Here is a 22,056-nt window from a genome sequence, read left to right as displayed (position 1 = left end):
AGTCATAGTGGGCAGAACCGGTCCTCAGCGCCCTCCAGCAATAGCTTGATGTTCGTAGCGACTCAGTAAACGGACGACCGGCCAAAGCAGTATGAAGTAGGCCAAAGCGGCAACCACAATTGGGGTGGCGTTGTAAGTGGCATTCTGTGCCTGGCGGGCCGCATAAAGAAGTTCAGGAATGGCAACAACTGCAGCGATCGATGTGAGCTTTACACCTTCCAGCGTGTTCGAGATCAGATCGGGCAGCACGTTTCGTACGGCCTGTGGAAGGACGATATAGGCCATAGTTTGCCATTGTTTCAGGCCTGTCGATCGAGCGGCTTCGATCTGCCCTGTCGGTATACTTTCGATCCCCGCGCGGAGGATCTCGCCGTAATATGCGCCAAGATTAAGAAAGAACACCAATACCATGGACGCGACGGCAGGCAATTTGAGGCCGGCGAAGGGCAAGCCCCCGTAAATAAGGATGAGCAGTACGAGAGGCGGGATAGATCGGAATAGGTCGATCCAGGCTCGCCGAAACATCAAAACCACCCTGCTGCGCACGGTCGACAACACACCCAGAATCATTCCCGCAGCTAGCGCCAGCGGAATGCCGATGGCGGCGAGCATAAAGGAGCTAGTCAGCCCGCCAAATAATAGGCCCCAGGATCCGATTGCGATCTCGACATTGAAAAACGCGTGAACAAAATCGGTCATTGGCACCTCCCCCATGCCAGTTTTGCCTCGAGCCTTCGGGCGAGGATGATAAGCGGCCAAAATAGTAGAAGATAGACGACAGCTGCGAGCAGGAGGGGAGTGCCATTAAACGAGAATGTCACTGCGGTCTGAGCAGCTCCGAGCACATCCTGCACGGCCACCACAGAAGCGAGGGCAACGCCTTTTGTGATGGCGATCGTCCTATTCGTGAGCGGCGGAACGGTTATCCGGATAGCCTGCGGCAAGACGACATAACGCAAAGCCGCACCGAAGTTTAATCCGGTACTACGCGCCGCGTCCCACTGCCCCCGTGGGATTGACGTGATACCGGCCCAGAAGATTTCTTCTGAAAAAGCCATGAGTACCAATGAGAGAGCGAGCCATGTGCTCACTTCGCCAGAAATGGTAACTCCGGCCGAAGGAAGGCCAAAATAGAAGAGGACTATCAGCACTAGGCCTGGAATCGTACGGAAAACATCGATAAAAAAAATGATGATCCAATTGATTGGCGCTATACCTAAACGCCGAATGACAGCCAGCGCAAGGCCTGCGCAGATCCCCGTGATGACAACGCACACACCGATGAATATCGTAAGTATCAGCCCATCCAAAATCGAGGGGAACCATTGGACCGCAATCTCCACGTTAAGAAAAGCGTTGACAAAGCCACTCCAGCCCATTTCCTGCCCTCACCTGTGCTCGATTTGACCAATGAACGAGCGTGTGCGCTCGTGCTGCGGATCACAAAAGATTGCATCTGGTAAACCCTGCTCAATGATCTTGCCTTCCGCCATGAAGATGACGCGATCAGCGGCGGCTCTGGCGAACGCCATTTCGTGACTGACAACGATCATGGTCATGCCATCATCCCGCAGTTCACGCATGACATGCAGCACACCGCCAACAAGCTCGGGATCCAGAGCACTTGTTGGTTCATCAAACAGCATTACGCGTGGCTCCAGCGCAATCGCGCGTGCGATCGCAACACGCTGCTGTTGCCCGCCCGAAAGCTGGGAAGGGTACTGGCTGGCGAACTCAGCCATATGTACCCGCCTCAACGCTTTATGTGCCTTTTCCTCGGCCTCAGCTTTCGACAGCCCAAGCGCCCTGCGAAGTGCAAGCGTCACGTTCGAGAGCGCAGTCATATGCGGATAGAGATTGAAAGACTGGAAAACCATTCCTATCCGCTGGCGCACGTCATTAATATCCGTTTTGGGTTCAAGGATGTCGACGCCGTCGACAATGATGGAGCCAGCAGATGGCTCTTCAAGACGGTTAAGGCAGCGAAGGAATGTCGATTTTCCTGATCCGGATGGGCCGATGATGAATACGAGCTCGCGATCGAAAACTTCAAAATCGATTCCCCTAAGCACCTGGACGTCACCGAAATACTTCTGAACACCCCTGGCTTCGATCAGCCTTGGCCTCGCTGCGGGGACGAGGGGGGGCTCCCCCCCCTCTCGTTGCGATTCAGGGCCCATTATCATTGCTCACAGATGGGATTCTGTGGGGTAGTGTCATAACCCTTGAAGCCCGGCGTTCCATAACCCGGGAACTCGGTGAGCTCGGCATCTCCGGCCTGCGGCGCCACACCAAACCACTTCTCAGAAATATCTGCGATGAAGCCGTCCCGCTTCATACAGACCAGCACATCCTCAATTTCCTTCCGTAGCTCGGCGCTGTCGCCGTGAAACGGTGCGGCCCATGCGGTACGGGTGTCCGGCATCACCCAGTCGGGGACAACTCCCGGCACCTGGGTTGCGACATACTTCACAGCGGAGGAGCCATTCACATAGCCGTAGGCGCGATTCTGTAACACCGCCTGGATGGCGTCAGCCTGCCCTTCGAACGGCAACACTTTCACATTGAGCCGCTCAGCATTGTCGTGAAACCACTTTTCGGCTGGAATACCCTTAATAACTGAAAACGTTCTGCCCCGGAGACCTTCCTCCGAGGTTATTGGGGCATTGCCTTTCTTGATGGCAAATTGCCAAGCAGTCCACAAGTAAGGCTCCGTAAATAAGATCGTCTCGGCGCGCGCTTCGGTGACGGTCATTGGCCCGCAGATAAAATCGATGCGTTTGGAGGAAAGAGCGGGAAACTCGCCAGCATGCGCCATGGCTTCAATATTGATAGCACGTCCCATGCGTCGCGCGACCTCTGTAAACAGGTCGATCTGAAAGCCCTCAAGTTCTCCCTTCAGATTGACCATCGCATGGGGCGCAAAAGTTGGATCAATGCTGCAATGCAACGTCTCCTTGTCTTGCGCAATTGCCGATCCAGAAGTCAGAACGGCCACAATCGCAAGGGCTGAGCCTAACCCAAAAAGGCGCCCGAGGGCGGGTACTCGGTCCTGTACTCTCGTCAGGTTGTAGGACGGCATATTCATTACTCCTTATAATTAACCTGGCATTTCTGGTAGTGATGGAAAAAAGTTGTAAAATTCATCTGACGACTTGTCAACTAAGAATAAACCGGCTATTTGTGTTTCCAGCAACTGCCGAACCGGGATAATAGATTCATGGAGGCCACCTTTATCTCGCCGACAGGGCGGAAAGGTTAGTAGAAACACGCAGGATGGGATTATGCGAGGCAAACAAAAAAAAATATCGAAACCGGCCGCCGAAGGGGCATTTGCCTCCGACATCCATTTCAATCGACAAGGCAAACTCTCAGACCGAGTTTATGAGGAAATTTTCCGGGAGATCACGCTGCGCGGGGCAGCAGAGAATCAAAAGCTTCCGAGCGAGATGGAGTTGTGCGCCCACTACGGCGTTTCCCGGCCGGTGTTGCGGGAGGCCATAACCCGATTAAAGGCCGACGGCATAGTTGTCTCCCGTCAGGGGTCAGGCAATTACATACAGCGACGCCCCGAACCCGATTTCCTGCAATTCGCACCGGAGGGCGCCATTGCCGACGTCCTACGCTGTTTTGAGTTCCGGATTGGAATCGAAGGGGAAGCCGCCTTTTTTGCCGCTGAAAGGCGTAGCAAGCATCACGTCGCGTTATTGCGCTCTATCGTCGATGAAATGGATGCCTGCATCGAGCGAGCGGAACTCGGCAACGATGCTGATTTCAGGATGCATTTAGCGATTTCCGACGCGAGCGGGAATGATCTTTTCGTTGACGCGCTTTGGTCAATGAAGCGCGCAATGGATTTCGGCATGGTGATCGCCCGCAATCTTTCACTTCGAAGCCCGGAAGGACGTTCGGTCCTGGTGCAGGACGAGCATCGCGCTATCCTGGACGCAATCGCCAAGCAAGATCCGGAAGCTGCTCGATTGAGCATGCGGAGTCATATCTCCAACGCCCGCAACCGAATGCTCTCACGAGCAGAATTCTTATAGAGGAAGCATCACATGAGCCGTATGTTGAACGTCGCAGCGGGACAACTTGGTCCTATCACTCGCAACGAGTCGCGAGCAAATGTGGTCAAACGCATGATAGAGCTGATGCGAGAGGCCAAGGCGAGAGGTTGTAGGCTAGTTGTCTTTCCTGAAATGGCGCTGAGCACTTTCTTTGCGCGCTGGTATATGGAAGATGAGAATGAACTCGACAGCTACTTTGAAGCGAGCATGCCCAATAAGGAGACGCAGCCTCTCTTCGACGAGGCAAAGCGACTGGGTGTTGGCTTCTATCTCGGCTATGCCGAACTCGCCTTCGAGGAGGGGCGTAAACGTCGTTTCAATTCGTCGGTGCTCGTCGATGGCCGCGGGCAAATCGTCGGGAAGTATCGCAAAGTACATATGCCCGGTCATATTGAGTACAAGCCAGATCGCGCGGTCCAGCACCTCGAGAAGCGTTATTTTGAACCAGGCGATTTAGGCTTTCCAGTGTTCCGCTCTTTTGAAGGCATCATGGGAATGTGTCTTTGTTTCGACCGCCGCTGGCCGGAAACCTACCGCGTAATGGGTCTACAGGGTGTCGAAATGATACTCGTCGGGTACAACACACCGGCGGTTAACCGGGAAGCCCAGGAACCCAATCATCTCAAAATGTTTCACAACCATCTTACAATGCAGGCCGGCGCTTATCAGAACGGGACCTGGGTGGTCGCCTCGGCGAAGGGCGGGCGTGAGGATGGTTTCGATATGCTGGGCGGCAGTTGTATCATCTCCCCCGCTGGGGAGATTGTTGCAAAATCGTACACATTGGAGGACGAACTAGTCTCCGCCTCCTGCGATTTGGATCTCGGCAAGTACATTAAAGACACCATTTTTAACTTCAACGAATATCGACAGCCGGAGCACTACGGCCTCATCGTCGAGCAGAAAGGCGTCGTAGAGCCGCCTCATAAATCGTCCTGATAAACTGCTTATCTTTTGCAGTGCAATCTTGAGGATAACAATGAAAACGCGCGATTTAGTGGGATATGGGCGAACTCCACCCGACCCGCGTTGGCCCGAAGGAGCGCGGTTAGCAGTCCAGATTGTCGTCAACTATGAGGAGGGCGGAGAGAAATCCGTCCTCTATGGTGATGCAGAATCAGAATCATTTCTGCTCGAACAACCGACGCTCGCCTTGAAAGGCATCCGGAACCTCAGTGCAGAGTCCCAGTACGAATATGGTAGCCGAGCGGGATTTTGGCGATTATTCAAATTACTGACTGGACGGCAAGTTCCGGTGACCGTGTTCGGTGTGGCTACAGCACTTGCGCAAAACCCAGAAGCGGTCGTCGCCATGAAGGAGTCGGATTGGGAGATCGCATCTCACGGTATGCGGTGGCGCAGCTATGCCGATATGCCGCGTGATGAAGAGCGACGAGAGATTGAGCGGGCCATCGAACTACACACCGAAGTCACTGGGGAGCGGCCTCTAGGATGGTACACAGGAGGATTGAGCCCCTCGACCCGAGAGCTGGTCGTGGAAGCGGGTGGCTTTCTGTACGAGTCAAATTCCTTCTCGGATGACCTCCCATATTGGGTTGATGTCGACGGCAAGCAACAGCTCATTATCCCCTATTGCCACGATACGAACGATATGCGTTACCTTATGCCCTTCGGCTTTCAGTCGACCTTTTCGGAATATCTTTGTGGCGCTTTCGATTTCCTTTACCGGGAGTCACGCGGCGCACCGAAGATGATGAATGTCGGTCTGCACTGCCGTATCTCTGGTCGACCCGGCCGTGCAGCCGAACTCGAACGTTTCCTTGATTATGCGTTGAAGCATGAGGGTGTGTGGTTCACGAAAAGAATCGACATAGCAAGGCACTGGCACACACACCACGGGCGTTGACACGTGTAAATGCCCCTGCGAGAGGTGAGACATCGTCCCACAAACTTGAACGAGCATCATTGCGAAGACCAGCGTCCAAGGGCGAAGCACCTGGGCGAGTCCGGTCATGATGGTCGCCTATCGTCCCTTGAAAATCGGTCGCCGCTTATCAGCAAAAGCATCGACAGCTTCAGCATGGTCCTCGGTCCGACTGGATAGGCTTTCGACACTGACACGTTAACTCGTCTGTCACGTCTGGGCTCCAGCGTCTAAACTCCCTAGATGAAACCACTCTCCTTCAAGCGACATCGCTTTCCAGCTGAGGTCATCCGCCACGCTGTTTGGCTCTATGCCAGGTTTAGGAGCTGTCAGACTAATTCGAACTAGTCTCAGTATGCCCCAAACATGCTGAGCTTCAGGCAGCGAGAAGGCCGCGCCACTCGGAGAGAGCGGCGGCGCGGTTCAGCTTGAATATGGTACGAGAGGAAAGGCTGCGTTCCCGTGTTGAAGAGGTTATAGACGGAGGCATGGATGGCGGTGAATTGCTGCAAACTTCGCATCTGCCTGAAGCGAAGCATCGCGCGCTCTCGTCGTCGGAAGGGCAGATGTGAGTTCTCTGCTCGGTTGTTCAGCCAGCGGCCACATGCCTGGCGAGCTGCGGTCCCAATATCCCTGAGTGCCGCACCGTACGATCTCAGCCGATCTGTCACGATAACTTCGGGCCGACCGTGTTTGCGCAGTGCTTTTCTTAGGAATTTCAACGCAGCTTTCTTGTCTCGTTTCTTTGTCACGAAGCTTTCCAGAACCTCGCCCTCGTGGTCGACGGCTCGCCACAAATAGTGCTGCTCACCGTTGATCTTCACGAAGACCTCGTCCAGGTGCCATTGCCAGAGGCTTGACCGCATGTTTTGGATCCGTCGCTTGCGGATCTCCGCGGCGAACATTGGACCGAAGCGCCGCCACCAGAAACGCACCGTTTCGTGGCTGATATCAATCCCATGCTCGTGAAGAAGATCCTCCACATTCCGTAATGAAAGTGGGAAGCGAATATACATCATGATCGCCAGGCGGATGATCTCGGGCGACGTCTTGAAGTAGCGAAAGGGGCTGCGTTTGGTCATGAACGCAGGGTAGGGGGCGGCACAAGTTCTCTCAACCCAAGTTCTTCTGACAAGGCCCACTGTCTCGTGGCTGATATCGATCCCGCGCTCGTGAAGGAGATCCTCCACATTCCGTAATGAAAGTGGGAAGCGAATATACATCATGACCGCTAGGCGGATGATCTCGGGCGACGTCTTGAAGTATCGAAAGGGGCTGCGTTTGGTCATGGCCGGACGCTACGAAATCGCCCGACCTTGCTCAAGGTGATTTGCTCTGACAGCGCCCGTCAGACCAATTCGAACTAGTCTCAGAATGCTCCAGTCGAGCCGATCGTCAGAAGCTCAAATCAACCCTTGCGCAAACGGAGCTGTCCACACATGACAATACCATGTCAATGTTTGGACACGTTATATTCTGCCATATCCGGCGTCATAGCTTCGACTACAAAATCAACAAATGCCGCAGGCACATCCATATAATGCTCTCGGTCTGACCAACTGCCCAACGTCGCATCCAACCCTTGCTTGCGCGCCCACGCCGCTAGTCTCTCAAGATCAGCACGCGGCGTTTCGCTAAGGAACGCCACTTGTGATCCGCGCTTATCTTCGTCCCGATTAACAACTTCACTCCTTGTGAACTGAAGGTCGACGTTTGCACCTTCTTGTCGCATCCAGATAGCTCTTTCTGTGCGACGAAGTTCAATGAATCCAAGTTGGGTTTTGAGCATTTCGACGATTACTTCGAAATGCTTAGCGTCTAGTCGATGGGCAACGTGATTCAACTTCATTGCTGTGATATCCTCACCAGTAGTAATTATGTCGTTTCAGAAATTGGGGTGTATTTTGCGCGTTAATATAAGATTTCTCCTAATATGCGCGACACCGCTCCACTTTACTTTTTCTAGACTTATTACTTTGGCTAGACAGCGTTCTCTACGCGGTGGTTACTCGAAGAGCAGAGCAGGAAATCGCAATTCTCTGAATTGCAAGTGAGCGACAGGTTTGCACACATGGCCTCGGCCGAGGCGCTTTTCCGCACTTAACAACGCTTAGTCCTCTCTGTTTGCAGTCTTTCTCACCAGAGCGCATGACGACCCTCGCAATAATTCTTAGCCAGTGGAACAGGATGCCAGAATAATCATTCAATCCAAAACAGAGGGCGGCCGCGAGGGAGCGATAGAATGACGCGCAGAAAATACTGCGCGTCATTTTCGATGAGAAACATTCTACACAACTGGTTTCACGTGACCCAAATCAATCAATCTCGAGTAATTATCTGTCAATCCCCATTGTTCTATTAATCTACCATCCACTACACGACATATCATCATGTCTTTTACTTTGAAGGATTGACCTGTTTTCGGCAACGGTCCATCTCCCAGGCTCGTTCCACTAAGCGTCATTCGCACTGACACAAGCTCACCGCTGCCAAATATGATTTCGACTTCCTCATGATAGTCAGGCCACATTCTTCTAATTTCTGAAACGTGTTCAGATAGCCCATCCCAACCTGGTCGCCATTGCATCAAACCATAACCGCCCTGATGCGATTTGAACTCCGGAGAGTAAAACTCCGGGATCCTTTCCAAAAGGCCTTGGTTAAAGATGACATCAATGGAACCGAGAACCGTCTTGACGTTGTTATCTGCAATCATTTGTATTTTTCCGTCCTTTTTTGTGCTTGGGTCTTCACTATCAGCACTGCCATACCGCTAACAAACGCCTATAAGGGCGATACAATAGCAATCTCAACTCTGATAAAATGGGAGTGCATTTACATACACCCAATGGTGGTAATTTCTGTGAAAGCCAGAGAATCTCTGCTTATCGCCATTTCATACGGTTAATCCACATGCTGGTGAGGCGATATAATGCGATCCCTAAAATTAGTGCCACCAGAATTAGTGCTGCCGCTGCGGCGGCTGTAACGTCAACGCCATATTGAATTCCGGAGAAAAATCTCAGTGGCAAGGTTTGCGTGTTCGTGTCGGCGACAAAATACGTAACTATGAATTCGTCCCAAGAAATAATAAAAGCAAACACTCCGCCCGCGATAATAGCCGGCGCAATGATGGGGGCAGTAATACGAAGGAAACATTCGATTTGTGACGCCCCAAGGCTCTGTGCCGCTCTCTCCAACGATGCATCGAAAGTTGAGAGGCGTGATGCCACGTTGATATAGACGAATGGCACAGCAACAGCGCTATGTGCCAGAATAAGGCCGACCGTTGTGCCTGCAAGATTTAAACGCGAGAAAATTCCAAATACACCGATCGCAAAAGTGATATGTGGGCCAATCATTGGAAACAGCAGAAATATAGAGATTGCATGCCCATAACGCATTTTCTTTCGCACGATAGCAAAGGCAGCAAGCGTTCCACATGTAACAGAGATAATTGTTGTAAATACTGCGATCTGAAGACTCTTGATGGTTGCGTTTACCCAGGAAGGCTCTGAGAAGAATGCCGTAAACCATCTCAGAGAAAAGCCTTGTGGCGGAAATGATAAGAATGTGGCTGAGTTGAAAGCAAAAGGAAAAATCATAAAAATTGGGAGCAACGTGAATGTCAGAACCGCTATTGCAAATCCATACAAAGCGATCCAAGTGGGGTTCAGGAATTTGTTTCTCATTTCGGTTGACTCCCGAACAATGTTCCCAGGTTGAAAAATCGGCCATACGCCAATAGAAGCAGTATAGTGACAACCATGAGAAGCCATCCCATCGCCGCTGCTATACTGAATTCTCCGAGGTTCATAACCTGTACTTGGATTATTTGGGCAATCATGGAATCCTTTCGCCCGCCCAGAAGTGCAGGTGTAATATAGAAGCCAAGGGATAGAAGGAAAGTCAGGAGCGCGCCTGCGCTAACTCCCTGGATGCTTAGGGGCAAAAAGACGCGAATGAACCCACGTAATGGCGATGCGCCGAGGCTGTTTGCCGCAGAAATAAGACATGGATCAATGCTTCTCATTCCTGCAACCATCGGTAGAACGCAGAATGGCAGCATAACATTGACCATACCAATCATCAGCCCAACCCTGTTGTAGACAAGTGGAATTGGTGCTTCGATGATTCCCGATGCAACGAGGGAAGAGTTTATAATTCCGCGATTCTCAAGTATAGCAATCCACGCAAAAGACCGGATTAGAGCACCTACCAACACCGGCGAAACCACGGCTGCCGTCATGATTACGCGGACGCGTGGAGGAGAATGGTGTATGACATAAGCTAGGGGGTATCCGATCAGCACACATAAAACTGTTACTTCAATTGCGATCACGAATGACCTGTACACGACGCTCGCAAAAACTGATGTATCGAAAACCTGCGCATAGTTTGCCAGGCCGTACCCGGTTTCGGTGACAAAGCTTTTCCCAAGCAGCCATGCGAGCGGATAGACAAGGACCAGCGCGTAAAGCGCGATGACTGGCAGTAATAGCATCCAGGGCGAGCTTGTTGCCCTCTGAAAGCCTTTCGTGAAAACGGTACCAGGCCCTGCCGCTTGTGAAGATTGCTCAAGTGTCATGTCAATCCAATTGTCCCTTAGCGCCTAGCTTGGAGGCGGGCCTCGTAAAGTTAACGAGCCAGGCCGTCTTGCGATGAGTTACCTGACAGCCTGGCCGTGCTCAGGTGGAGTGGAAAATATCTATTTGAGAATCCAGGTTTGCCAGCGCGAAAATACGGCTTTCAGATTCTGCGACCACCAATCTGAATTCATTGTTACGAGAACCTTCTCGTTATCCGGATAGGTGGGCATGTGCTTCTGATGTGCGGCACTGTAGTTTTTATCTGCAGCTGGATTGTTGCCACCATATGCCATCAAGTTTCCAACGACCTCTTGCCCGTTTGCTTTCGATATCAGGTCCAGGAATTTCATGGCATTTTCCGGATTCTTGGCGCCTTTAGGGACCACCCAGTAGTCGATAAAGTTGACGCCCCCGTTAAACGTGTAGTCAATATCCAACCCATCTGCACTGGCCTTGAATGCGCGCCCGTTGGGGATAATGCCAATTTGAGCCTGCCCGGAGGATAGAAGTTGCACCCCCTGTTCATTGGCGGTGTAAAAAATTATTTCATCCTTGATTTCATCAAGCTTGCTGAATGCACGATCAATATCCAAAGGATACAAATTTTCTGCGCTCACCCCGTCAGCAAGAAGCGCAATTTCTAACACTCCATAAGGCGTACTTGATCTTATCGCACGCTTTCCCGGATAGGTTTTCAGATCAAAGAGCGCCTTTGGTCCTTTGATATCCCGTAGGCTGCTCGAATTCCATGCCACGACGGAGGCTGAATAAAGGGCTGCGAGACGCTCAGGTTTCGCTGCGCCGTCACGCAACCCGGCTGAATTAACGACGCTGTAGTCGATCGGTTGAATAAGGCCATCTGCCTTTGCAATCTCGCTATCAATCGGTGCAAGATAGACGACATCCCATTTGACATTTCCCGCTTCCACTTGTGCTTTCAGTGGGCCGACCGTGCTGTCTTGACTCGCTACTGCTACGTCAAGTCCGGTCGCTTCTTGAAACGGCGTGATATATGCCTTTTTGAGTACATCCTCAAATGATCCGCCGGTCGCTGCGATGACTAAGTCTTGGGCAGATGTGGCAGAACCAATTCCTAAAAAAATTGCTAGAGCAATTGCTCCCTTTACATAGTATAGCATATTTAGGTCTCCCTTTTTTGTTGGTTGTTACAAGTCGTTAAGATTTTGCATTCTCGGAATTGTTCTGCTGCACAGCAATTATGTGAGCGGGATCGATGTGAATATCGACCTTGTTATCGCGCAGTTGCGCTGCCTGACTCACACGGACTACCAGCTGTAACTCCCCCAGACGCACGATACCTCTTGACGTTGCACCACTATAAACCCAGTCCATTACATCGGCTTGAAACACGTTGCTATCGCCGCTCGGGATTTGGCCATTCGAGATGCCGATATGTTCCGGACGGATCGACAGGGCAACCCTGCTGCCGGCTTTGAGCTGGGCCGCGGTAGTCACAACGGCACCTGAGTCGAGCTTCACCGATGAACCCGTTGCCTTGTTACCGGTAACCCTGCCGCGGACAAGATTTGTTTCACCAATGAATTCGGCAACAAAGTCCGTACTTGGTTGTTCGTAAATCTCATCGGCCGCGCCCGCCTGAATGATCTTTCCATCGTTCATGACGACGACAAGATCAGACATCGTTAGTGCCTCTTCTTGGTCATGGGTTACGGCAATAACCGTTATCCCGAGCGATCTCTGGATTTGCTTGATTTCAAACTGCATTACTTGCCGCAACTGCCTGTCAAGGGCACTTAGCGGCTCGTCCATCAATAGCAATTTTGGCGTAAATACTGTTGCTCTGGCCAGTGCGACGCGCTGCTGCTGTCCACCACTAAGTTGGGATGGGAAGCGGTCGGCAAACTGCGTCAGCCGAACAAGTTCCAAGGATTCAGCGACCGCGCGATCAATATCGTCAGAAGGCCAACGGCGCATTTTTAGCGGGAATTCGATATTGTCCCGAACCGTCATATGAGGAAACAACGCATAGCTTTGGAATACCACGCCGATATCACGTTTGTGGGCGGCCAGATCTGTAATTGACTGGCCATCTACAACAATGTCACCAGACGTAACGGATTCGAACCCGGCAATCATCATAAGAGTTGTCGTTTTGCCAGAGCCGCTGGGGCCCAGAAGCGTCACGAATTCTCCAGACTTAACTTCCAGATTGATACCTTGAACGGCAGGCTTCATATCTTTGCCGTATTGCTTGACAAGAGATGTCAACGAAACACTGGCACCATGTGCGCTTCGATCAGTTTCACCTACCACGGGTTTAACATTGCTATAAGTCATTCTGCTCGCGCTCCTGACCAAACCGGATTACATTTCATCGGGCCCTCTTTCATCTAAATTCGTGGAGGCTCTGCATTCTGATCTTCGTGGATATCGCCTGTTTCTGAGTAGCGTTAGAGATCTTTTGCACTTTTCGACGGTTCCCTGGGCCTTCTCCACGAACAGTAGCGTCAGATTTATGCTCTTTTAGGCAGAGCATTGGGCTCCAGCGATGCGCTGCTGCTAGACGGCGGCGAGGCCCGGGTCGGGCTGGCAGGACAGGATTGTGGCGGCGCCCTGAATTCACCTATGTATCTCTCGCTTGATCTGCCCCAACGGATTTTTTGTGCTTAGTTTGCTCCGTTGAAATTCACAGGATAGACAATGGCTAAGGGTCTCGTGGTTGTGTTTTCCTCCAAATATCAATCGAGAAGTTACATGCATTTCTTGATACTAATAGATAAGAATGAGTATAAATAACGAGATTTCTACATACTTTCATGCGAATTTAGAATGAATATGAGGCAGAGACGCTTCCTTCCCTCGACAAACTGCTCCTTGCTCTGGATGCGGTTATGCGCCACAGGTCGGCGACGGCGGCTGCAACAAAATTGAACCTGATACAAAGCATGGTGTGTTGATTAATCCTCTCGCTGGAGCAGCAACTGATTAAGGAATTGTTCGCGAGAGAGCGGCGGCGTCAGGTGCCCAACTCTGCGGCGTTCACCTATCAGCGCGTGCCGGTGTTTTAGATATGATTCATCGTGCCAGCATGTTGGTAGTGGCTAATCCCGACGGTGGAATACTAACACTTGTGATGCCGCCGACATTTGCAACGCGTTGGTTTGGTCAAAACCTTAGGTTTGGGTGATTCCCCGGTGAGCACTGCTATGCCATCGCATCCTACGCGTCCCTTGCAAGCTGAGGGGCCTAGATCGCTCTCGGTTCGTATGTGCGACTATGCTGGAGTAAAGCCCAGGTGATCGCGCGCACCGTCGGAGGTCTGGCGTGGCACGATGGATGCACAGCCAAACAGCAAACTGGCTTGCTGAGTGCAACCGCGGCCATCAGCGATAGTGGCCGCAAGAGCCCCTTTGCGGTGATCAGCCCGTCACCCGGGGTCGTCTTAGGCCCCCTTCGAACTAAACAGTGCCTGTGCGCTGGCCAAATAGCGCAGCCTCATCACTGCCTGGAATTTGGTCTAGTGGCGCTCTACCGTAACTTGTTTGCGGCTATCTAACGTCGCGCCAATGGGGAAGCCTAGTGCTAATTATTTTTTGACCTAGCCGTGAACGCCGCGCTTTTGTTTGGAAAATATGCCCGCTCATCGATCATCAAGCCAAACTCAAGCGATCCCCACTCGCTAGGCTGGCGAACTCGTGCGTCAATGTTGGTGTCAGGGTTATCACAGTTCACACTTTACTTGGGACTACCGTGGTAATAATTCCAATCGCGCCATAGGGAGCAAGGTACGATTTCACCGCGAGTACCTGTTTCAATTTTCCGTACAATCTTACCAAAGCAAGTTCGGTACATACAAAATCAAGTCTGGAAATGCGATGAATATCAACATCGCGACAACCATCAAAGCAAAAAAGGGCAACGATCCTCGAACCACCAGCCCCACGCCCGTTTCACGCGATACCTGCTGAATAATGAAAAGGTTCAGACCTACGGGCGGCGTGATCAAGCTCATCTCGATGAAAAGCCCCATCACGACACCAAACCAAATCGGATCATATCCCAGTCCCATCATCAGCGGGAACATGACTGGGAACGTCAGGAAGAACATACTTGTACCTTCGACAAACGCGCCAAGGAAGATATAGAAAACACCGACAAGAATGGCAATCATCCATGGATCCAGCGGCAGACCACCGATGAAAGCGCTAATCTGAGCTGGGATCTGAAGGACCGACAGGCTAACCGTTATAAACTGTGTCCCGACCATCATCAGCGCGATCATGCAGGTCGTCCGTACAGATAACGTCGCCGCTTCACGGACGATCGACCATTTCAGCCTGCCTTCGAGGACTAAGATCAAAAGCGCTCCGACAGATCCCACTGCTGCGGACTCGGTCGGTGTGGCGAATCCTGAGTAGATCGATCCCATCACGACAGCGATCAGGAAGAGCGGTGCAATCAGGTCTTTCATCGACACCAGGACCTCGCCAAAAGTCGGACGAGAGATGCGCGGGCCGATGTCTGGGTTTAAAATTGCACGGACCATGATATATGCCATGAACAGCAGAATCAGGATAAGCGCCGGCAAAAACCCTGCCAGGAATAGCTTACCCACGGATTCGTTTGCGAAAGACCCGTAAAGAATGAAGTGAATGCTGGGTGGAATCATGGTTGCCAAGGTCCCGGACGAAGCCAGAGACCCATAAACCAACTTTTTTTCATACCCTTGCTTGCATAATTCGCGGGTCGCAATGCCACCGATGGTGGCGGCACCTGCAAGGCTTGATCCAGAACACGCACCGAACACTGCGCAGGCCGCCACATTTGTTTGCAATAGACCACCGGGCAGAATCGATACCCACTTGCTAAGACCGGTGTAAATCTTGGCGGCAATATCACCTTTGAACAACAAGTTGCCCATGAATATAAACATCGGAATAGCTGCCAATATGAAACTGTCCAAGGCATTATAGGGAATTACCTCAACCATCCGGATCATCGGGGCAGGGAGAAAATAATGGACGCTGACGAGGCCGATTGCCGCAAGGCCGATCGCGATCCACAGGCCACCAACTAGCAGAACGACACAAACGCCGATCAGGGCCAGACCAATTGCAGATTCTATTTCCATAGGTCTAACCTTTTCGGGAGCGCATCGGACCCAAGTTGGCCCTCAAGTACGAAATCAGAACGATGATAAAAATGCCGGACCCTAACGGTATTAAAAACCGCGGAATCCAAAGCGGAGTCTGCACGACGGTTTGTGCCGTTTCGCCGGTTACGATTCCATCCCAAAAAAATTGAGCGCCGAACCAAGCAATGACAAGTATTACGAGGATTGCAACAATAGCCATAATGACCTCAATCTGGGCGCGTCTATGCGCGCTGAAACGATTGAGGACCATTGTGACACGAACGTGATCGCCATGCCGAAAGGTGTCGGCAAGACCCAAGAATGCTATCGCGATGAATAGGTAGCCGGTGTATTCTTCGGCGAAGGTAAAACTTGCGACACCCGGCATAGCCCGAAACAGTGTGTTGGCCGCAACGAGCGCCGTCATCCCAATGATTGACAAGGCCGCTAGATATCCCGCCGCGTCTGATAGAAATACGCTGAAACGATCCAACCGAATGTCGGCAACGTATTCATCCTCGGGTGGAATATCTACCGGATCAACCAACTGTTTTCTCCCCTATTAGAGCCCATTCCGAAAAACCAATTATCCTGTAGAATCGGCTGTGATCCACTGCTGGAACCTTGGAACTTTCGCATGGGGGCCCGATATGAACCCCCGAGAACCGTATTGCCGGCAGGTCTCGCGACCTTCGCTATCCGAACGATCTGACTAACCGCGAATGTGGGCACCGGTCGAACCGCTGATTTCGCTGGTCAAACACGGCCGATGACATCGCAAAGTGAATGTTCGCGACTCTATTTCTCACCTGCTGCCAGTGGCAAGCCCTGCCATCCAAGAACACAGCGCACGATAATCTCTTGTTGTAGGGTTGAGATGGCACGCTCAAGAGCATTCATTATGTTTCCTGTGTGTGTCGCTGCACCTGTCCGACGGGAACCCAACCCAGTGCCGCCTGTGTCGGCTTCACTATGATTCGCTACATGCATCGGCGCTTGATTAGGACAATTTCTTAGCCTTAGTTCTCAAATGCCAGAATGGGCACTGACAAGAAAATCCCGATTGCCGGGATTCTCTCGTTCTGACAGTCGGGGGCACTAGGCACTATTTTTTGCGCGATTCTGCTATCGCCTTATAAACCGTGTAAGCTGATTTGCCTTCGTCTCCCGTTGTTTCCAACCAACCTTCAGTGATCGGCTTTGTGGTTTCACGAAATTGGGTAATGGTCTCTTGGTTTAGACCGGTTACCGTGATCGAATACTTTTCGAGAGATTCGACTACGACTTCAGCTGGCAAACGATCCTGGAGCGCTTGTACATCTACTTCTGCCGCTGCAGTCGCTTCACGGACGATCTGTTGGAGGTCTTCCGGCAGACTTGCCATGGCTTCTTCATTTACCATAATGTATTCGAAAGCATAGGACCAATTCCACCAGGTATTGTGCTTGACCACCTCGTAAATTTTTGAAGCCTGCGCACCCAGCATACCGGTTACCGCGCCGTCGATAGTGCCGCGCTGTAGGGCCGTATAAAGCTCGGCGAAAGCAACTGTTACCGGTGTGCCGCCGAGCAGTTCGATCATTTGGCCGCTTTCTTTCCCAAAGACACGAATCTTACGGCCTTTCAGAGCGTCAAGCGAATTCAATGGCGCATCAGCATGAATAGCGGCTCCACTGATCAAAAAGCCTAGCAACATTTCAGAGTTATATCTGTCACGCAGAATTTTCTCGAAATAAGGTTCTTTCAACGCTTCATAAGTTTGCTTGGCGTGCTCTAGGTTATCGAACAGGAATGGCAAACCCATGAAGGCAATAGCAGGTTCCATGGAACTGACATAAACGTCCTCGGTGTTGCCCATCTGAATAATGCCGTCACGAACGGCCGTCATGATTTCTCCGCCCTTGTAGGGGTGCTGGCCGGCGGTTAACAGCGTGATTGACAGCCGACCGTCACTGCGTTCCCTGATATCATCGATCATCTTTTGATAGAGCGGTACATAGGCGAGTGCCGGCGTCAGCGGCGATGCCATTACCCATTCAAATTTTTCAGTAGCTAATGTCGACTTGTAATGCGCGTCTGCCATCACCCCGATGGCAATCAGACCGGCCACCATGAGCACTTTAAGTTTGTTAGGCTTCATCACGGCATACTCCTATGATGCTGGCGGCTGCACCGCCGGTAAATGTTTTCAAACGATACAATCCATAGTTCGTAACTACACTTTCGTCTCAACCACAACATGCTGTTCGAAATTCTGCTCTTCATGAGTTGATCGTACCCATGTTTACGAACAAAAGATGGCTACGTTCTGCGATAGGAAGAAAATACCGTTCTCCTGAGCCCAGGTGACGACGCGATGGCGAGACTGTTCTGCCCCGACGGGATTTTTTGCGCTTAGTTTGCTCCAGTGAAATTCACAGGATAGACAGTGGCTCAAGGTTTCGTGGTTGTGTTTTCCCCCAAATATCAATCGAGAAGTTACATGCATTTCGTGATATTAACAGGTAGAAATAAACATAAATAATGGGATTTCTACATAGTATCATGTGGATTTAGAATGAATATGAGGCAGAGACGCTTCCTTCCCTCGACAAAACTGCTCCTTGCTCTGGACGCGGTCGTGCGCCATAGGTCGGTGACAGCGGCTGCAACAGAATTAAACCTGACACAAAGTACAGTGAGTCGATTAATCCTCTCGCTGGAAGAGCAACTGGGTAAAGAATTGTTCGTGAGAGAGCGGCGGCGTCTAGTGCCCAACTCTGCGGCGCTCACCTATCAGCGCGAAATCGCCGGTGCTTTAGATATGATTCATCGTGCCAGCATGTCGGTAGTGGCCAATCCCGACGGTGGAATACTAACACTTGCGATACCGCCGACATTTGCAACGCGATGGCTTGGTCCGCGTCTGGGGCAATTCCTGGGCGAGAATCCAGGCATCACAATTAATATATCAACGCGAATTGGGAGGCTCGATTTCGAAGGTGAGGTGTTTGACGCGGCTATTTTTTTAGGAAAGCAAGATTGGAAGGAAGTGAATTATCTGAAGCTCTTTGACGAAAAAGTAACAGCCTGTGTTTCGCCGGAGTTTGCCACTTCACATCGATTAATGCGTCTCGACGATTTGGAGGGAGTTCCTATGCTGCAACTTGATTCTCTTCCAAATGTCTGGGCAGATTGGTTTCGTGGGCAAGGCGGGGAACCTTCGGCACCGAGCGGAATGTTGATGGACCAATTTTCGATGATGATTCAGGCGGCTATTTCTGGCCTTGGGATTGCTCTATTACCCGACTACCTTGCTCAAATCGAAATTACTGAAGGGCGCTTGGTGCCAGTCCTAAAGCAGGCTGTGCCGTTGCACGAAGCCTATTGGCTGGTTTGGCCGAAACGCAAAGATAACGACGTACCCTTACGCGTGTTTCGATCTTGGCTTAGGCGGAGCTGTCAAACGGATTCTAACCAGTCTCGTCAGAGGCCCTGAGGTTGCCCTTTATGCCACGCCGGTCATTGACATACATGGACGCTCCCTGTCGGTGCAATGCCTAGGTGATGCGCGCTGACTTGTGCACCATGACGACGGGCACGACATCGGGAGGTCTGCGGACCAAGTGTTTTTTTGCCCGATCCAACTACCTTCAACATTTTCGGGACATACTGCGAATCCACGCAACCCGCTATGAGAACCGCGGCTTGTCATGACTACTCAAGCCCAAAAAAACCATCGTAAACATCAGGGCGCCGATCATTCGCTAAATTTACAAAACTCCGATACTGCGCCACACGATCCATATTTAATTCGGCACGAAGGACGGCTTCTTCTTCGTTGGCGATCTCACCGACAACTTGCCCGTCGGGTCCACAAATGACACTCCGACCCATAAATCGGTATCCGTTCTGTAGGCCAACGCGGTTGCACGATAGGAAGAACACACCGTTTTCCTGCGCCCGGGTGAAGACGCGATGGCGAAACTGATCTGGGTCTGCCGGCGGCGTGCTGTCCTCTCGGAAGGATGCCCAGATGTTGGTAACGATCGTGGCCCCTCCTAGTGCCAAAGCCCGCGTCACCTCAGGAAATCGAATGTCATAGCAAACTTGCATACCCAATGGACCAAACCAGGTTTTTGTAACAGGAAAAGATCGGCCCGGTTCAAAGAAGTGCTTCTCATTTTGCCAAAGATGAACCTTCCGATAGACGGATAGCACCCCTTCTGGCCCGATTAAGACAGACGAATTAGTCAAGTGACCTTCAACAGGCCCTTCTCGCAGCGCCAGGCCAACGACAATGTAACCCTGATATTTGGATGCGATTTTCGATAATTCGGTTATGGTCGGCCCGCTGATCGGTTCGGATGCGGCGTGATATGCCTCAACGAAAGAAGAAAAACTATGATCGCCAGATATGGTTAAACCGGGCACCAATGGTTCGACATAACCGGTTATGCAAAGCTCAGGAAAAACGACCAGATCAGCACCACCTTTCAACTCCTGTTCTGCTAAATCGACCACTTTGGTCCGGTTTTTTACAATCTCCAGCGACGTAATATCCATCTGATATAAGGCGACGTTTATCTTGTTGCCCTTGTCTTTGATCGTATTCTGGTCAGTTTGAGTCATATCGCATAGGTCTCGCAGAAAGGATAAACTTTTGACGTATCAAGACGTTTGTAAGTTAAAGTCGTCAAGTCTGCAGGGCCGTAGTCAGGCGTATCAACAATAATAATCCGAGAGGATTTTTCTTCAAAAAACTGTCGAAAGTGCGTTTTAGAGCGTAATACAATGATATCAAAATCAGACATTTTCTGTCCAAATACTTTAAAAATATCCTCATCTACTGTGAAGGCGAAATTGCTGACGACGCTAACCGTCACCCCGCCGATTCGGAGCACGGCTGTCATGCCTAAATTCACATGTTGCCCGCGAAGCATCTCGCCGGAGATGCGATAGCGTATAGGTCCTGTTTGTAACACCTGACAAAGGTATCTTTCTCGCGACCCCGCCTTGTCAGAACTCCAAGCACCCAGCATCAATTGTATTTCGGCTCCGACCCCAGCGCCATGCGCTTCCATAGCCGCTTTACTGTCCCACAGAAACGGAATTGCTGTTCTTTGCGCATCTCTTTTAACCAATTCGGACAGCAAATAGGTTGAATCGTTCATACGATCGGCATGCTCCAACAGGATGATCGGTTTACGAACGCTTGATGCCTCGACCATTGCCGTCACAACGGCTTCTTGGACTGAGAATACCGGTTCCGGATGGTACAATTGAGCACGCCTTGCGTTGATTAGGTCGGAAAGGGAAAGGGCAATATTCCGTCCGTGATCTAGACTTGCTCCACTAACGACTACAACACTGAATCCGGTATTGTGGGCATCGGAGTAAGAGAACCCAGCCATGATTGAGATATCGAGGAAGCACGCCGCCTCTCGTTCTAATTCTCGGGCATAGGCAAGAATTGAAGCGAGCGGCTCCAGTGATGTAGCACTAAATATACTCGGAATCGCCAACCCTGGCTTTTCAACTACGACTGCAGGGGAAAGGATACCTTCAAGTATTGCCGATAGACAACGCGCGGCACGGGCACCTGTTTCCGCCATATCGGTATGCGGTGATTTTTGGTAGGCGAATGCAGCGTTCACGCTGCGAACGGTATCCTGGTCGATATTGCCATGGTAGTCGAATGCCACGACGATCGGCAGATTCTTCCCGACTAGCTCGCGCAGTCGGTCCAGGATATATCGCTCTGGATCGGTAAAGGTCGGCGCCCAGGTCGCCCCGTGAAGATGTAACAGAATGGCGTCGACGTTAGAAGCTGCGGTAGAGGTGGCTATTTCGCTAGCATAGGCCTCCACTGCCTCATCGGAGGCTGGACCAAGCGCCCCCAAATACCCATAAACCAACGGGACAATGTCATAATTTTTTCCGCGACACACATTTATGAACCCACCGGGCACCGTGTTGGTTCCTTCGTAGGCAGTAACAATGTCTTCGCCGCGTGTCGTATTCCGTTCGAAGTCCTCAAGGGTGGAAATTTGGGGAAGCCAGCTCGCTGACTCGAGATGAAATCCCGCGAAGGCTACTCGCATGACGAATCCTGGAATAGAAATGGATGACTATCGGCAAGATGCATAATTTCTATTGAAATAGGAAGTCAACAGATGCTGTCAGAGCAAAAACTTTGAAGCGGGGAACCCGGCCAACTAGCGTTCGGCCATGATTAAACACATGAAAGGGTGCTGTCATGTGTGGGCGTATATGGACCCCGCAACGATCGTCAGAAGCTCAAATCAACCCTTGCGCAAACGGAGCCAATGGTATGGACCCCGCCCTCGCGGCGGAGTGAAATCTCGGACGTAAACTGCAGCGAAGGAGGAATGTCATGCAGATCGTTCGGATAGGGTT

19 protein-coding genes and 2 pseudogenes are annotated in these 22,056 nt (G+C 51.3%); 4 read left to right on the top strand and 17 right to left on the bottom strand.

Going from position 1 to position 22,056, the window contains the following annotated elements; all coding sequences use genetic code 11:
* Positions 1-24: 24 nt before the first annotated feature.
* The 4 genes from ABIE63_RS17255 to ABIE63_RS17240 are packed head-to-tail and all read right to left on the bottom strand — an operon-like array spanning position 25 to position 3,082.
* On the bottom strand, positions 25-699 hold the full coding sequence (locus ABIE63_RS17255; protein WP_354506565.1) for an amino acid ABC transporter permease: 675 nt from the start codon (positions 697-699) through the stop codon (positions 25-27).
* The gene (locus ABIE63_RS17250; protein WP_354506563.1) at positions 696-1,379 is read right to left on the bottom strand and encodes an amino acid ABC transporter permease; all 684 of its coding nucleotides are present in this window, start codon (positions 1,377-1,379) and stop codon (positions 696-698) included. The genes ABIE63_RS17255 and ABIE63_RS17250 overlap by 4 nt, the downstream gene beginning before the upstream one ends.
* A 9-nt stretch (positions 1,380-1,388) precedes the next feature.
* Positions 1,389-2,180 carry an amino acid ABC transporter ATP-binding protein gene (locus ABIE63_RS17245; protein WP_354506561.1) on the bottom strand — a complete coding sequence of 264 codons (792 nt, stop codon included), beginning with the start codon at positions 2,178-2,180 and terminating at the stop codon, positions 1,389-1,391.
* A gap of 2 nt (positions 2,181-2,182) precedes the next feature.
* Positions 2,183-3,082, bottom strand: a complete 900-nt coding sequence (locus tag ABIE63_RS17240) for a transporter substrate-binding domain-containing protein (RefSeq protein WP_354506558.1) — start codon at positions 3,080-3,082, stop codon at positions 2,183-2,185.
* Between the two features lie 202 nt (positions 3,083-3,284).
* Between ABIE63_RS17240 and ABIE63_RS17235 the strand changes: the two genes are divergently transcribed.
* Genes ABIE63_RS17235 through puuE form a run of 3 tightly spaced genes read left to right on the top strand, consistent with a single transcriptional unit; the run spans position 3,285 to position 5,934 of the window.
* On the top strand, positions 3,285-4,046 hold the full coding sequence (locus ABIE63_RS17235; RefSeq protein ID WP_354506556.1) for a FadR/GntR family transcriptional regulator: 762 nt from the start codon (positions 3,285-3,287) through the stop codon (positions 4,044-4,046).
* Positions 4,047-4,058: 12 nt separating this feature from the next.
* A complete protein-coding gene (locus ABIE63_RS17230; RefSeq protein WP_354506553.1) occupies positions 4,059-5,006 on the top strand; it encodes an N-carbamoyl-D-amino-acid hydrolase in 948 nt (315 codons plus the stop codon).
* A gap of 40 nt (positions 5,007-5,046) precedes the next feature.
* Complete coding sequence (gene puuE / locus ABIE63_RS17225) at positions 5,047-5,934, top strand: allantoinase PuuE (protein WP_354506550.1); 888 nt, start codon at positions 5,047-5,049, stop codon at positions 5,932-5,934.
* 394 nt (positions 5,935-6,328) lie between these two features.
* Here puuE and ABIE63_RS17220 read toward each other — a convergent pair.
* The 11 genes and pseudogenes from ABIE63_RS17220 to dctP form a co-directional block, all read right to left on the bottom strand.
* A pseudogene (locus tag ABIE63_RS17220) lies at positions 6,329-7,034 on the bottom strand (IS6 family transposase).
* Between the two features lie 57 nt (positions 7,035-7,091).
* Positions 7,092-7,241 (bottom strand): annotated as a pseudogene (locus tag ABIE63_RS17215) (IS6 family transposase); the annotation flags it as partial.
* Positions 7,242-7,405: 164 nt separating this feature from the next.
* Entirely contained in the window at positions 7,406-7,801 is a 396-nt protein-coding gene (locus ABIE63_RS17210) for a hypothetical protein (protein ID WP_354506547.1), read from the bottom strand.
* A 438-nt stretch (positions 7,802-8,239) separates the two neighbouring features.
* Positions 8,240-8,668 (bottom strand): ester cyclase, encoded by a 429-nt coding sequence (locus ABIE63_RS17205; RefSeq protein ID WP_354506544.1) that lies wholly within the window; start codon positions 8,666-8,668, stop codon positions 8,240-8,242.
* A gap of 169 nt (positions 8,669-8,837) precedes the next feature.
* Positions 8,838-9,644, bottom strand: a complete 807-nt coding sequence (locus ABIE63_RS17200) for an ABC transporter permease (RefSeq protein WP_354506541.1) — start codon at positions 9,642-9,644, stop codon at positions 8,838-8,840.
* Positions 9,641-10,540 (bottom strand): ABC transporter permease, encoded by a 900-nt coding sequence (locus ABIE63_RS17195; protein WP_354506538.1) that lies wholly within the window; start codon positions 10,538-10,540, stop codon positions 9,641-9,643. The genes ABIE63_RS17200 and ABIE63_RS17195 overlap by 4 nt, the downstream gene beginning before the upstream one ends.
* A 120-nt stretch (positions 10,541-10,660) precedes the next feature.
* The gene (locus tag ABIE63_RS17190; RefSeq protein WP_354506535.1) at positions 10,661-11,680 is read right to left on the bottom strand and encodes an ABC transporter substrate-binding protein; all 1,020 of its coding nucleotides are present in this window, start codon (positions 11,678-11,680) and stop codon (positions 10,661-10,663) included.
* A 37-nt stretch (positions 11,681-11,717) separates the two neighbouring features.
* Entirely contained in the window at positions 11,718-12,860 is a 1,143-nt protein-coding gene (locus ABIE63_RS17185; RefSeq protein ID WP_354506533.1) for an ABC transporter ATP-binding protein, read from the bottom strand.
* A gap of 1,492 nt (positions 12,861-14,352) precedes the next feature.
* A complete protein-coding gene (locus tag ABIE63_RS17180) occupies positions 14,353-15,654 on the bottom strand; it encodes a TRAP transporter large permease subunit (RefSeq protein WP_354506530.1) in 1,302 nt (433 codons plus the stop codon).
* A gap of 4 nt (positions 15,655-15,658) precedes the next feature.
* Positions 15,659-16,204, bottom strand: a complete 546-nt coding sequence (locus ABIE63_RS17175) for a TRAP transporter small permease (protein ID WP_354506528.1) — start codon at positions 16,202-16,204, stop codon at positions 15,659-15,661.
* A gap of 558 nt (positions 16,205-16,762) precedes the next feature.
* The gene (dctP, locus tag ABIE63_RS17170) at positions 16,763-17,797 is read right to left on the bottom strand and encodes a TRAP transporter substrate-binding protein DctP (RefSeq protein ID WP_354506526.1); all 1,035 of its coding nucleotides are present in this window, start codon (positions 17,795-17,797) and stop codon (positions 16,763-16,765) included.
* 417 nt (positions 17,798-18,214) lie between these two features.
* Here dctP and ABIE63_RS17165 point away from each other — a divergent pair, with 417 nt between their 5' ends.
* Positions 18,215-19,135 (top strand): LysR family transcriptional regulator, encoded by a 921-nt coding sequence (locus tag ABIE63_RS17165; RefSeq protein ID WP_354506524.1) that lies wholly within the window; start codon positions 18,215-18,217, stop codon positions 19,133-19,135.
* 218 nt (positions 19,136-19,353) lie between these two features.
* Here ABIE63_RS17165 and ABIE63_RS17160 read toward each other — a convergent pair whose 3' ends face one another.
* Positions 19,354-20,268 carry a carbon-nitrogen hydrolase family protein gene (locus ABIE63_RS17160; protein WP_354506521.1) on the bottom strand — a complete coding sequence of 305 codons (915 nt, stop codon included), beginning with the start codon at positions 20,266-20,268 and terminating at the stop codon, positions 19,354-19,356.
* A complete protein-coding gene (locus tag ABIE63_RS17155) occupies positions 20,265-21,740 on the bottom strand; it encodes a M81 family metallopeptidase (protein ID WP_354506518.1) in 1,476 nt (491 codons plus the stop codon). Before ABIE63_RS17155 ends, ABIE63_RS17160 begins: the two co-directional genes overlap by 4 nt.
* Positions 21,741-22,056: the final 316 nt, after the last annotated feature.

This window comes from Limibacillus sp. MBR-115 (genome assembly GCF_040549425.1).
GTDB classification, from domain to species: Bacteria; Pseudomonadota; Alphaproteobacteria; order Kiloniellales; family CECT-8803; genus Limibacillus; species Limibacillus halophilus.
The sequence above is the reverse complement of the archived record's forward strand: the minus strand, read 5'-3'. Positions and strand labels throughout refer to the sequence as shown.

Excerpts from the sequence above, each read along its gene's own strand:
- ABIE63_RS17255 (WP_354506565.1), bottom strand. The coding sequence starts at position 699 with ATGACCGATTTTGTTCACGCGTTTTTCAATGTCGAGATCGCAATCGGA.
- ABIE63_RS17250 (WP_354506563.1), bottom strand. The coding sequence starts at position 1,379 with ATGGGCTGGAGTGGCTTTGTCAACGCTTTTCTTAACGTGGAGATTGCG.
- ABIE63_RS17245 (WP_354506561.1), bottom strand. The coding sequence starts at position 2,180 with ATGGGCCCTGAATCGCAACGAGAGGGGGGGGAGCCCCCCCTCGTCCCC.
- ABIE63_RS17240 (WP_354506558.1), bottom strand. The coding sequence starts at position 3,082 with ATGCCGTCCTACAACCTGACGAGAGTACAGGACCGAGTACCCGCCCTC.
- ABIE63_RS17235 (WP_354506556.1), top strand. The coding sequence starts at position 3,285 with ATGCGAGGCAAACAAAAAAAAATATCGAAACCGGCCGCCGAAGGGGCA.
- ABIE63_RS17230 (WP_354506553.1), top strand. The coding sequence starts at position 4,059 with ATGAGCCGTATGTTGAACGTCGCAGCGGGACAACTTGGTCCTATCACT.
- puuE (WP_354506550.1), top strand. The coding sequence starts at position 5,047 with ATGAAAACGCGCGATTTAGTGGGATATGGGCGAACTCCACCCGACCCG.
- ABIE63_RS17210 (WP_354506547.1), bottom strand. The coding sequence starts at position 7,801 with ATGAAGTTGAATCACGTTGCCCATCGACTAGACGCTAAGCATTTCGAA.
- ABIE63_RS17205 (WP_354506544.1), bottom strand. The coding sequence starts at position 8,668 with ATGATTGCAGATAACAACGTCAAGACGGTTCTCGGTTCCATTGATGTC.
- ABIE63_RS17200 (WP_354506541.1), bottom strand. The coding sequence starts at position 9,644 with ATGAGAAACAAATTCCTGAACCCCACTTGGATCGCTTTGTATGGATTT.
- ABIE63_RS17195 (WP_354506538.1), bottom strand. The coding sequence starts at position 10,540 with ATGACACTTGAGCAATCTTCACAAGCGGCAGGGCCTGGTACCGTTTTC.
- ABIE63_RS17190 (WP_354506535.1), bottom strand. The coding sequence starts at position 11,680 with ATGCTATACTATGTAAAGGGAGCAATTGCTCTAGCAATTTTTTTAGGA.
- ABIE63_RS17185 (WP_354506533.1), bottom strand. The coding sequence starts at position 12,860 with ATGACTTATAGCAATGTTAAACCCGTGGTAGGTGAAACTGATCGAAGC.
- ABIE63_RS17180 (WP_354506530.1), bottom strand. The coding sequence starts at position 15,654 with ATGGAAATAGAATCTGCAATTGGTCTGGCCCTGATCGGCGTTTGTGTC.
- dctP (WP_354506526.1), bottom strand. The coding sequence starts at position 17,797 with ATGAAGCCTAACAAACTTAAAGTGCTCATGGTGGCCGGTCTGATTGCC.
- ABIE63_RS17165 (WP_354506524.1), top strand. The coding sequence starts at position 18,215 with ATGAATATGAGGCAGAGACGCTTCCTTCCCTCGACAAAACTGCTCCTT.
- ABIE63_RS17160 (WP_354506521.1), bottom strand. The coding sequence starts at position 20,268 with ATGACTCAAACTGACCAGAATACGATCAAAGACAAGGGCAACAAGATA.
- ABIE63_RS17155 (WP_354506518.1), bottom strand. The coding sequence starts at position 21,740 with ATGCGAGTAGCCTTCGCGGGATTTCATCTCGAGTCAGCGAGCTGGCTT.